This is a genomic window from Streptomyces sp. PA03-6a, assembly GCF_033792765.1.
Lineage (GTDB): Bacteria > Actinomycetota > Actinomycetes > Streptomycetales > Streptomycetaceae > Actinacidiphila.
In genome coordinates, this window is the sequence record NZ_JARAVK010000277.1 from 1 (window position 1) to 11,079 (window position 11,079).

General features: G+C 74.3%; 9 protein-coding genes. 6 read left to right on the forward strand and 3 right to left on the reverse strand.

The genetic code is table 11. From position 1 onward, the window contains the following. The first annotated feature begins 1,083 nt into the window (after positions 1-1,083). The 3 genes from PV350_RS39300 to PV350_RS39310 are packed head-to-tail and all read left to right on the forward strand — an operon-like array spanning position 1,084 to position 4,680. Positions 1,084-1,998, forward strand: coding sequence for an ABC transporter ATP-binding protein (locus PV350_RS39300; RefSeq protein WP_499516701.1), 915 nt, complete (start codon positions 1,084-1,086; stop codon positions 1,996-1,998). Between the two features lies 1 nt (position 1,999). Continuing rightward, positions 2,000-2,761 (forward strand): ABC transporter permease, encoded by a 762-nt coding sequence (locus PV350_RS39305; RefSeq protein ID WP_499509261.1) that lies wholly within the window; start codon positions 2,000-2,002, stop codon positions 2,759-2,761. Continuing rightward, positions 2,758-4,680: a TOMM precursor leader peptide-binding protein gene (locus PV350_RS39310; protein WP_500338235.1), complete on the forward strand. Its 1,923-nt coding sequence runs from the start codon at positions 2,758-2,760 to the stop codon at positions 4,678-4,680. The genes PV350_RS39305 and PV350_RS39310 overlap by 4 nt, the downstream gene beginning before the upstream one ends. A gap of 88 nt (positions 4,681-4,768) precedes the next feature. Here PV350_RS39310 and PV350_RS39315 read toward each other — a convergent pair whose 3' ends face one another. Further along, on the reverse strand, positions 4,769-4,942 hold the full coding sequence (locus tag PV350_RS39315) for a thiazolylpeptide-type bacteriocin (protein ID WP_089228050.1): 174 nt from the start codon (positions 4,940-4,942) through the stop codon (positions 4,769-4,771). Between the two features lie 220 nt (positions 4,943-5,162). Here PV350_RS39315 and PV350_RS39320 point away from each other — a divergent pair, with 220 nt between their 5' ends. Both PV350_RS39320 and PV350_RS39325 read left to right on the forward strand, forming a co-directional pair. Then, positions 5,163-6,470: an amidohydrolase gene (locus PV350_RS39320; RefSeq protein ID WP_500338237.1), complete on the forward strand. Its 1,308-nt coding sequence runs from the start codon at positions 5,163-5,165 to the stop codon at positions 6,468-6,470. A gap of 283 nt (positions 6,471-6,753) precedes the next feature. Beyond that, positions 6,754-7,689 carry a Ppx/GppA phosphatase family protein gene (locus tag PV350_RS39325; RefSeq protein ID WP_500338239.1) on the forward strand — a complete coding sequence of 312 codons (936 nt, stop codon included), beginning with the start codon at positions 6,754-6,756 and terminating at the stop codon, positions 7,687-7,689. On the opposite strand, the gene PV350_RS39330 is transcribed toward PV350_RS39325, so the two are convergent. Continuing rightward, the gene (locus PV350_RS39330) at positions 7,654-8,898 is read right to left on the reverse strand and encodes a PP2C family protein-serine/threonine phosphatase (protein ID WP_500338241.1); all 1,245 of its coding nucleotides are present in this window, start codon (positions 8,896-8,898) and stop codon (positions 7,654-7,656) included. The genes PV350_RS39325 and PV350_RS39330 overlap by 36 nt on opposite strands. After that, a complete protein-coding gene (locus PV350_RS39335; RefSeq protein ID WP_500338243.1) occupies positions 8,895-10,580 on the reverse strand; it encodes a sensor histidine kinase in 1,686 nt (561 codons plus the stop codon). Before PV350_RS39335 ends, PV350_RS39330 begins: the two co-directional genes overlap by 4 nt. A 115-nt stretch (positions 10,581-10,695) precedes the next feature. Between PV350_RS39335 and PV350_RS39340 the strand changes: the two genes are divergently transcribed. Then, positions 10,696-11,076, forward strand: coding sequence for a hypothetical protein (locus tag PV350_RS39340; protein ID WP_499509267.1), 381 nt, complete (start codon positions 10,696-10,698; stop codon positions 11,074-11,076). Positions 11,077-11,079 lie beyond the last annotated feature (3 nt).

An 11,079-nucleotide genomic window follows, 5' to 3' on the forward strand; every position in this document is an offset into this window, starting at 1 on the left:
GTCGGAGACCATGCGGACGTGCCCGTTCAGCACCGTGGACCGGCACCAAAGGGCGCGCTGACCGGCCGGTCCACGGTGCTGAACGGGCACGTCCGCATGGTCTCCGACGCCGGGGCGCTCATCGAGGACCTGCACCGGCGCACCGCCTTCGCCCGCACACCGCTCTTCCTGGGCACGGTGGTGCTGCTGGTGTGCGCGATGATGATCCATTTGGCCGCGGAGTTCGGCACACTGGTGCGCGACATGAACCAACTGGCCCACTATCCACCGCTGTTGATGGCCGTGGGCGTCGGACTCTGGGTCAGCATGGCCCTGCACGAGCTGGCGCACGGTCTGGTGGGCCGCGCCTTCGGAGGCACCGTCACGGAGATCGGGCTGCGCTGGCGGCTGCCGGTGACGTACATGTACTGCCTGGTGCAGGACGTACCGTTCTTCGCCCGGCGCCGCCACCAGGTGGCGACCGCCGCCGCCGGACCCGCCATGAACCTCGCCCTGCTCCTGCCGCTCTGGCCGCTGTGGACGTGGGCACCGCCCGGGGCCCTGCACTCCGCGCTCGGCGGGGCGCTGCTGGTGGGCCTGGTCTTCGCGCTCGCCAACCTCGTGCCGCTGTCCCCGCTGGACGGCTACAAGCTGCTCGGGTACGGCCTGGGCGTGGAGCAACTCGCCGCGGGCAGCCGCACCTACCTGGGTGCCGCCGTCGCGGGCCGGTTCGGCCGCGGCCCGGGCACCGGCGCCTACCCGCCGCGGGCGCGTGCCGTCTACACCGCGTACGGCCTGCTGGCCGGGGCCCTGACGACGGGGGCCGCCGCGCTGCTCCTGCTGTGGGCCTCCAGGACGCTGGCCGACCGCTACGGCGCCGTGGCCGGCTCGGCCCCGGTGCTCCTCCTCCTGGCCGCCGTCGTGCTGTGGCGGCTGGGCCTGGCCGCGCGCGCCAGGCGGCTGAAGCACACACCGCCGGACGGGGACCAGGCCGCGCGGGAGTCCGCGCGGCCACCCGGGACCGCGCCCGCCGTGACCGCGGATCCGCCGTGCGTCCCGGCCGGCGACGACCATCACCCAGCAAGGGAACCAAGGGAACAAGTGATGACGCCAGTGGAACCGGCCGCCGAGGCCGTGGTGATCGACGACGTGCGCAAGCGCTACGGCGACGTACAGGCCGTGGACGGGGTGTCGCTCACCGTGCGCCGCGGGGAGTTCTTCGGCATCCTCGGGCCGAACGGCGCCGGGAAGACCACGCTCATCGAGATGGTCGAGGGCCTGCGCCGCGCCGACAGCGGGAGCGTGTCGGTGCTCGGCTCGTCCCCTTGGCCGCGCAACACCGGCCTGCTGCGGCGGCTCGGCGTCCAGACCCAGGCCTCCGCGTTCTTCACCCGGCTGTCCGCACTGGAGCACCTGCGCACCGTCGCCACCCTCTACGGCCTGGGCCCCGAGGCCGCCGACCGCGCGCTGAAGGAGGTGGGCCTGGCCGAGCAGGGCGCCGCCCGCGTCGACGACCTGTCCGGTGGACAGCGCCAGCGCCTGGCCATCGCCACCGCCCTCGTCCACGAGCCCGAGCTGATCATGCTGGACGAGCCCACGGCCGCCCTCGACCCGGAGGCCCGGCGCTCGCTGTGGAGCCTGCTGCGGGGCCTGAAGGGCGAGGGGCGCACCATCGTCCACACCACGCACCACCTGGACGAGGCCGAGGCCCTGTGCGACCGGGTGGCGATCATGGCCCATGGCAGGGTCATCGCCCTGGACACGCCCGCCAACCTCGTCCGTTCGCTCAAGGCGCCGACCCGCGTCCTGGTGCCCGCCGACCGCCTCTCCGTCGAACGCGCCCTGGCCATCGAGGGCGTGGAACGCGCCGAGGTGGAGAACGGCGAGGTCGTCATGGAGACCCACGTCGCCGGCCAGGTGATCGTCGCGGTGAACGAGATCGCCGGGCCCGACGCGGTGCAGACCCGCACCGCCACGCTGGAGGACGCCTACCTCGCCCTGACCGGATCGGAGCACTGACGTGAGCGCGTACGCCGCACTGACCCGGGCCAACTACCGCGCCGCGGTCAGGGACCGGACCACCGTCTTCTTCACCTTCGCCTTCCCCCTGCTCTTCCTGATCGTCTTCGGCCTGATCTTCAAGGGGCAGACCGTCCAGGACGACGGCCCCCCGTACATCGACTACATCGCCCCCGGCGTGCTGTCGTGGGGCGTCGGCAACGCGGCGATGTTCGGCGTGGCCTTCACGCTGATGCACTGGCGCCGCGACGACATCCTGCGGCTGATCTGGCGAACGCCCGCCTCCCTGTCCTCGGTGCTGGCGTCCCGTTACGCCGTGGCCGTCGGCGTGGGGCTGGCGCAGGCGGCGCTGTTCATCGGCGTGGCGCTGCTGCCGATGTTCGGGCTCCACCTGGCGTCGGGCTGGCCGCTGGTGATCCCGGTGCTGGTGCTCGGCATCACCGCGTTCATGGCGCTGGGGCTGGTCGTCGGCAGTCTCGCCGACACGCCCGAGGCCGTGGCGGCGATCGCCAACTGCATCATGGTGCCAATGGCGTTCCTGTCGGGTTCGTTCTTCCCGGCCGACCTGATGCCGGGCTGGGTGCGCGACCTGTCGCTCGCCCTGCCGCTGCGCTACTTCAACGACGGCGTCCTCGGCGTGCTCTCCGACACCCACCACGGCAGCGCCTCCGACTACGCCCTCGCGTGCGGCGGACTCATCGGATTCGCGGCGCTGTTCGCGCTGATCGCCGCCAGGACCTTCCGTTGGAGCAGCCGCGGATGACCGCCGACCTCGCCCCCACGACGGCGCCGCCCGCGGCGCTGATGGACACCGCGGCCCGCGCGCTGCGCGCGGCCCTCGCCGGACGCCACTCCGCGGCGCCGCCGCTCGTGGTGCCGCTCGGCACCGCCGACACCCTCGCCCCCGGGCGCGATCCGCACCACGCCGAGCGCCCGGCCGCCACGATCCACCTCACCTGGGACGCCGTACTCATCGGCCCCTGGCGCGGCACCGACCCCGCGGAGCGGGCGTGCGGCCAGTGCCTGGCCATGCGCTGGCAGCGGCTGCGCACCCGTTCGGAGCGCGAGGCCTGGGAGACCGGCACGGCCACGCGGGCGGCGGGCGACTGGCCCGCCCTGCCGGGCTACGTGGTGGACGCCGTCTCCTCCCTGTACGAGCGCGCCCTGACCGCCGGCCCGTCCGGGCCGCTGCCCCGCGTCACCCGGCTGGACCTGGCGACCCTCCAGGTCACCTCGGTGCCCCTGCTGGGCGAGCCGCTGTGCCCGCACTGCGTCCCCGAGGACGGGACCACGGCGGTGCAGCCGGTGACGGCACCGGTGCCCCGGCCCAAGCCGTCCCCGGAGGCGTACCGGCTGCGCTCCCCGCGCTCGTACGCGCTGCCGGCCGACGCGCTGGCGAACCCGGTGTGCGGTGTCCTCGGCGCCACCACCTGGACCGACGTCAAGTCGCCGACGACCGCGCCGGTCGCCGGGAGCGTCTTCATGCGCGGCTACGCCGGCCTGACCGACGTCACGTGGAGCGGCCAGGCCAACTCCTTCCGGGCCAGCCGCGACCTGGCGTTCCTGGAGGGCCTGGAGCGTTACGCGGGCACCCACCGGCGGCGCCGCGGGCCACTGCTGACCGAGGCGTACGACGTGCTCGGCGACCGGGCGCTCGACCCGCGCGAATGCGGCCTGTACGCGCCGGAGACCTACCGCGACGACCCGATGCTGAGCCCCTTCGCGCCGGACCGCCCCATCCCGTGGGTGCGGGGCTGGTCGCTGCGCGACGAGCGGCCGGTCCTCGTCCCGGCCCGGCTCGTCCACTACAGCGCGGGGCTGGCGGCGGACAACTTCGTCTTCGAGTGCTCCAACGGCTGCGCGATCGGCAGCTGCCTGGAGGAGGCGGTCCTGTTCGGGCTGCTGGAGCTCATCGAGCGCGACTCCTTCCTGCTCGGCTGGTACGGCAACGCCCGGCCGACGGAGATCGACCTGGGCTCCTGCACCCGCGGGGCCACCCGCGCCATGGTCGACCGGGCCGCCCTGCAGGGCTACGACGTACACGTCTTCGACAGCCGCGTGGACCTGCCGGTGCCGGTCGCCACCGGGCTCGCGGTGCGCCGCGACGGCGGGCCCGGCACGCTGGCCTTCGCCGCCGGGGCCGCCTTCGACCCGGAGACCGCCGTGGAGTCGGCGGTGGCGGAGATCCTCACCTACATCCCCCACCTGCCGGGGCAGGTCCGCGAACGCCCGGAGGAACTGGCCGCCATGGCCCGGGACTTCGACCTCGTCCGGCGCCTGCCCGACCACGCCGCGCTCTTCGGGCTGCCCGAGATGGCGGAGCACGCCGCGTCATATCTGCGGCCGGCCGCCGTACGCCCGCTGGGCGAGTTGTACGCGGACTGGGAGCGGCGCCTGCCGCGCACCGGTGACCTCCTCGACGACCTCATGCTGTGCCGGGACGCCCTCACCGGGGCGGGCTTCGACGTGATCGTCGTCGACCAGACGACGCCGGAGCAGGAACGGATGGGGCTGCGCACCGTCTCCACCCTGGTCCCGGGCCTGCTGCCGATCGACTTCGGCTGGACACGTCAGCGCGCCCTGCACATGCCCAGGCTGCGCACGGCGTTCCGCCGGGCCGGGCTGCGGCGGACGGACCTCGGCGAGGACGAACTGCGGCGCGTCCCGCACCCGTTCCCCTGAGCCTGCCCCGCCCGGACGGAGCACGGCAAAGCCCTCTGCGCGGCGGCGCGAGCCGCGGCGCAGAGGGCGATGACCCGGATCCGGAGGATCAGGCGGTGCAGCTGGTGGTGCTGGTGGTGCTGGAGCAGGTGCTGGTGCTCGAGCAGCTGGTGGACGAGCCCAGCATGACCTCGCTCGCGTCCGAGTAGTCGGTGATCTCGAAGGTCTCGGACTCCAGCTCGAGGATCTCCTGGGCGAGCGACTCCAGCGAGTTCTGCGGCATCGTGTCTCCTCCTGAGGGAACGGGCCGGTCGGCCCATGGGTGAACGCGACGACAAGGGCGCGGCTCGGGGCGCCGGTTGCGGACAACCGCACACCCTTGCGCCGTACCCGGGTTCCTTTCTAACGGGGTCCGCTGGCAGATCCGTGCGCGTCCCGCTGTCACCCCGCTGTCAGCCCTCCGGCGGCCATGCCGCCCTGACACCCCTCGACGGGAGCCAGTTTTGAGTCCCTCCGCGAACGGCCCGTACCGCCAAGTCCTCGACGGCCTGCCCCGCGTCCTGCGGCCCACCGTGGCCGACTACCTCGACCTGCACCGGCATCCCGAACTGTCCGGTGCGGAGGAGCGCACCGCGGCGCGGCACGCGGAGCGCCTGCATGACGCCGGGCTCGAGGTCACCACCGGCGTCGGCGGGCACGGCGTGGTCGGCGTGCTCCGCAACGGCCCCGGCCCGGTGGTGATGCTGCGCGCCGAACTGGACGCGCTGCCGGTCCGGGAGGCCACCGGTCTGCCGTACGCCAGCGAGGCCGTCGCCCTCGACGGCGAGGGCCGCCCGGTGCCCGTGATGCACGCGTGCGGCCACGACCTGCACCTGGCGTGCCTCGGCGGTACGGCGGCGCTGCTCGCCGGCGCCACAGGTCACTGGTCGGGCACCCTGGTGACGGTCGGCCAGCCCGCGGAGGAGACCCTCGACGGGGCCCGCGCCATGCTGGAGGACGGCCTGTACACCCGCTTCCCGGTCCCCGACGTCGTCCTGGCCCAGCACACCGCGCCGCTGCCGGCCGGGATGGTCGCCCACGCGCACGGACCGGTGCTGGCGGGCAGCCGGCTCCTCGAGGTCGTCGTGCACGGCTCGGGCGGCCACGCGGCCAGCCCGCACCTGGCGGTGGACCCCGTGGTCGCCGCGGCCGCGATCGTGCTGAGGCTGCAGACCGTGGTGTCGCGGGAGACCAGTCCGGCCGAGCAGGTGGTGCTGACGGTGGGCTCGCTCCACGCCGGCACCCGGGGCAACGTGGTGCCCGCCTCGGCGACGCTGGAGGTCTCGGTGCGCGCCTTCGGCGACGAGGCGCTGGAGCGTGTGACCGCGGCCGTGCACCGCATCGTCGCCGCCGAGTGCGCGGCTTCCGGCTGCCCGCGCGAACCCTCCGTCCGGGTCCTGGCGCAGTCGCAGCCCACGCTTGCCGACCCCGGCACCGCAGCCGCCGTACGGCGCGCTCACGAGCGGACCCTCGGGGCCGCACGCGTCGCCGTCTGGCCCGCGTCCACGGCCACCGAGGACTTCCCGCTGTACGGCCCGGCCGGCGCCGGTCTGCACGGCGCGACCGAGGTGCGCACCGCCTACTGGATGCTCGGGTGCGTCGGCCCGGAACAGTGGGCGCGGACCCCGGGTACGGGCGCCGCGGCCAAGATGGGGGCCCTGCCGCCGAACCACTCCCCCGGGTTCCGTCCCGATCCCCGGCTCGCCGTCCCCGCGGGCGTGACCGCGCTGACGGCGGCCGCGCTGGTGCAGCTGGCGGAGCCGGCGCGGTGAGGACGCGGTGACGGCGCGGTGACGGCGCAACCAGCCGCCACCGGCGCGGAATTCGCCGCTCCACCCCCCGGAGCCGCACCGGCGCAGCCGTGACCGATTGGGTGCTCTCCGCAACGATCTCGTCAAAGGATCTTGACTTGCGGGCACGCGGGGCCCTCAATAGGACGGCGCCCGCCCGTCTTCGGGGAGGCAGAGCCGTCGATCCGGGGAATGAGGAGGGTGCGGTGTCGATGAGGGGTGGAGGTACGGATTGAAGACGCAGAGGAAGGTACGCAGAACGGGAGTGCTCGACGTCGGGTGCCACAGCGCCCTGCTCACGATCGTGGAGCGACGGGCCGACTCGCCGCTGGAACCGGTACTGGCACGCAAGGTGCGGCTGCGGCTGCACGAGACGCTCGACGCGGCGGGACGGCTCGACAGGTCGGGGGTGCGCAGCGTCCAGCACGCGGTGGCGCGGACCCTGGCGGCCGACAGCGGGCATTCGCTGCCCTCGGTGTACGCCTTCGCCACCTCCGTCATCCGGGACGCGCCGAACCGCGACGAGGTCATCGCGCAGGTCGCGCGGACCACGGGCATGCGGCTGCGGGTGCTGTCGGGCGAGGAGGAGGCCCGGCTGGCCTACGTGGCCGCCCGCGAGTGGGCGGGCCGGGACGGAGGGCCGCTGCTGGTGCTGGACATCGGGGGCGGCACGCTGGAGATCGCGGCCGGCACCGGGGAGCAGCCGCACGCGGTCCACTCGCTTCCCCTGGGAGCCCGCGCCGTCAACCGCCGCTGGGACCTGGTGGACGCCGTCACCTCCAAGCGGCGGCTGCACGAGGTCCGCGACCGTCTACGCGCGTCGGTCGGCGAGCTGGGCGACGCCCTGCCGCGGGCGCCGCGGGACGGACGGGTGCTGGCCTCCTCCAAGACGTTCACGCAGCTGGCGCGGCTCGCAGCCGCCCGCGGCACGTCCGACGAGGGTGCGGACCGGCTGACGCTGAAGCAGGTGCGGGAGATCGTGCCCGTCCTGGCCGCGAAGGGCCCGGCGGGACGCGCCAAGCTCCCGGGCATCTCACGGCACCGCGCGGGCCAGTCGCTGGCGGGGGCGCTGGTGGCCGAGACCCTGATGGAGATGTGCGGGGTGGACAGCGTGGAGATCTGCCCCTGGTCCACGCGCGAGGGGCTGCTCCTGGAGCGCCTGGAGTCAGTGGCCCCGGCCGTTCACCGCCGCGCCGGCTGAACCGCCGGCGGGCACGGCCGCGCCGTCACCCGCCGCGCCCCAGTCCAGGCGCAGTACCGCCAGGTCGTCCGTGTGGCGTTCCCCGTCCAGGTCACGGACCTGCCCGATCAGCGCGTCGAGGTGCGCGTCGGGCGCGGTCACGGAGGTCCGGGCCAGCAGGCGCAGCAGCCCCTGCGCGCCGAGCCGCTCACCGCCGGGGCCGGCATGGCCTTCGATGAGGCCGTCGGTGTAGAGCGTCAGGGTGCCCCGCTCCGGCAGGTCCAAGGCCGTGGCGGGCCACTGGTCCAGGCCCGGTGCGATGCCGAGGGCGACGCCGTGGGCCGCCTGGACCGGTCGCGTGACGCCGCCGGTGGTCAGCAGGGGCTCATGATGCCCGGCCAGGTGCACCGTGGCCCGGGGCGCGGCGAAGTCCAGGGTGAGCAGGGTGCACGTGGTGAACAGGTCGGGGTGCGAACGTTCCGCGACCAGCATCCGCTCCAGCAGGCGCAGGAGTTCCGGGCCACGGTGGCCGCCCAGGGTCAGCGCGCGCCAGGCGATGCGCAGGCAGACGCCGAGTGCCGCGGCGTCGGGGCCGTGGCCGCTGACGTCGCCGATCACGGCGTGGACGCGCCCGTCGTCGGTCTGCACCACGTCGAGGAAGTCGCCGCCCAGCAGGGCGCTCTCCCGCCCGGGGAGGTAGCGGCTGGTGGCGGTGACGGCGGGGGTGGCCAGCAGGGGCTGCGGCAGCAGGCCCCGTTCGAGGCGGGCGTTCTCCTGCGCGCGCAGCCTTCCGGCCTGCAGGTCGGCGCCGGCCCGTTCGGCCTGCTTGCGCTGGACGGCGTAGCGCACGGCGCGCTGCAGGAGTTCCGGTTCGACCTTGCCCTTGACGAGGTAGTCCTGGGCGCCGGTCGCCAGGGCCTCGGAACCGGCCTGCCCCTCGGCCAGGCCCGTCAGCACGATGACGGCGGTGTTCGGGTCGGCGCTCTGGATCTCGGCGACGGCACCGGGGCCCGCGGCGTCGGGCAGGTGCAGGTCGAGCAGGACGCAGTCGGCGGCCCGCGCGGACAGCTCGAAGCAGGCGTCCGCCAGGGTCTTGTGCCAGACGAGCGTGTACCGGAGCGAGGTGTCGGCGAGCATCTCGGTCACCAGCAGGGCGTCGCCGGCGTCGTCCTCGACGAGCAGGATCCGGTGGTGCGCGACAGGGGTGAGCGGCGTGGGGGGTGTCGTCACGGTCGGGGCTCCCCCGTACCTCCGGCGTCGTCCGCGGCGTCCTCTGCGGCGGCGGACGCGGTTCCGGACTCCTGCCCGGGGTCGGGCCGCTGTGCGGGGAGGGTGAAGGCGATGCGGGTACCTGGGCCGTACTCCGGGTCGATGCCGATGGTGCCGCCGTGGAACTCGACGATCTTCTTGCACATGGCCAGCCCGATCCCGTTGCCGGGATAGGCGTCCTTGGTGTGCAGCCGTTGGAAGATCACGAAGACCTTCTCGGCGAACTCGGGGTCGATGCCGATGCCGTTGTCGGTGACGGAGAACCGCCACAGGTCGCCGTCGCGCCGGGCCTCGACGTGGATCCTCGGTGCCCGGTCGGGGTGGCGGAACTTCACCGCGTTGGAGATGAGGTTCTGCCAGAGCATGCCCAGTTGCGTGGTGTCGCCGACGACGGTGGGCAGCGGGTCGCGGGTGATCTCGGCGCCGGACTCCTCCAGGGCGACGCTCAGCGCCTCCTCCGTCGCGCCGGCGATCCGATCGAGGTCCACGGTGCCCTGCTGGTTGTGGACCCGGCCCACCCGGGAGAACGCCAGCAGGTCGTTGATGAGGGTCTGCATGCGGTTCGCGCCGTCGACGGCGAACGCGATGTACTGGTCGGCCCGCTCGTCCAGCTGGTCCCCGTAGCGGCGCTGCAGGAGCTGGGTGAAGCTCGACACCTTCCGCAGCGGCTCCTGCAGGTCGTGCGAGGCGACGTAGGCGAACTGCTCCAGCTCGGCGTTGGAGCGCTTGAGGTCGGCGGACTGCTCGTCGAGGAGTTCCCGGGCCCGCTCGGCGAAGGAGAGCTCCTCCGCGAGCCGGCGCCGCATGCCCTCCACGTCCCCGCCGAGCCGGCGCAGGTCGGCCGGGCCGTTCACGGTGATGGGGTGGTCGAAGCGGCCCCGCGTCACGTGCCGGACCTCGGTGCCCAGCAGCTCCAGGGGCCGGGTGATGCCGCGGCGCAGGCCCTCGAAGACGAGCACGGCCAGCAGCACGATGACGGCGGCGATGGCGGTGAGCACCACGTTGCGCAGCCGCACGGCGGCGTCGAGCTGGGTGCCGGCGGTGATGCGGGCCTGCCGCAGGTGCTCCTGCTGGGAGCCGAGGGCGTTGCGGACCCGGTCGAAGGCGGCCCTGCCCTCGTCGGCCCGCTCGGTGGCGAGCGGTACCGGCTCCCCCGGCGTGGCCGGCGCGGAGGCGACGGGGCGCGCGATCAGCCCCTGCCAGGCGGTGGCCGCGTCCACGACGGCGTCGAGGTCGGCGCGGGCCCGCGCGTCACCCTGGACGAGGGGACGCAGCCGGTCGAGGGCGGTCCGCTCGTCCGCCAGCCCCTGGGTGTACGGGTCGAGGAACTCCCGCTGCCCGCTGAGCCCGTAGCCGCGGACACCGGTCTCCTGGTTCACCAGCGCCGCTTCCAGCCGGACGGAGTTGACCAGGGCCGGGGAGCGCACGTCGACCAGCTGGTCGGTCAGGGCCGAGCTGCGGTCCAGCGCCCAGATGCCGAGCGCGCCGAGCGCGGCGAGCACCGCGAGGGCGAGGCTCACCCCCACCCGGAGCCACTGCCGGGTGGTCCACGCCGACAGCCGGCCCGGGCCCCGGGCGTCATCGGGCACGCGCGCCGTCTCCGGCCTCGCGGCCGCCTGCACGATCGTCTCGCCCGTTGCCACGCTGTGCGCCCTCCGCTTCGCTCGCCGCCGCCGGATACCCGAGGGCGGAACCACTGTATCGGCCACCCGACAACACTTGTTGTCGTGCGATGGTGCAGGTCCTAAGGTGGGGGCCATGCCTGGCACCCACTTCTCTCCGCGCCTGCCGGAGGAGGAGCTCGCCGCCCTGGCGATCGGCGCGGTCGACGACCTCGCCCGGCGCCTTGCCCGTCGTGCCTTCCGCCCGCTCACCGTCCCCGGGGCCACCGACGACGGTACCGAAGCGCGCGGAGACGCCCTGGCGTACCTGCACATGCTCAGCCTCCTCCAGCAGGCGGTCGAGCACCTGGAGAACCAGGCGGCCGAGCAGGCGGCCGCCGCAGGTGCCGGATACCCCCAGATCGGCCGCGCCTGCAACATCAGCCGCCAGGGCGCCCGCCGCCGCTGGCCCGGCCTGGTGACCAGCGACACCCCCCACCGTCCCCCGCGGCGCACCGACCGGACCCGGAGCCAATGATGA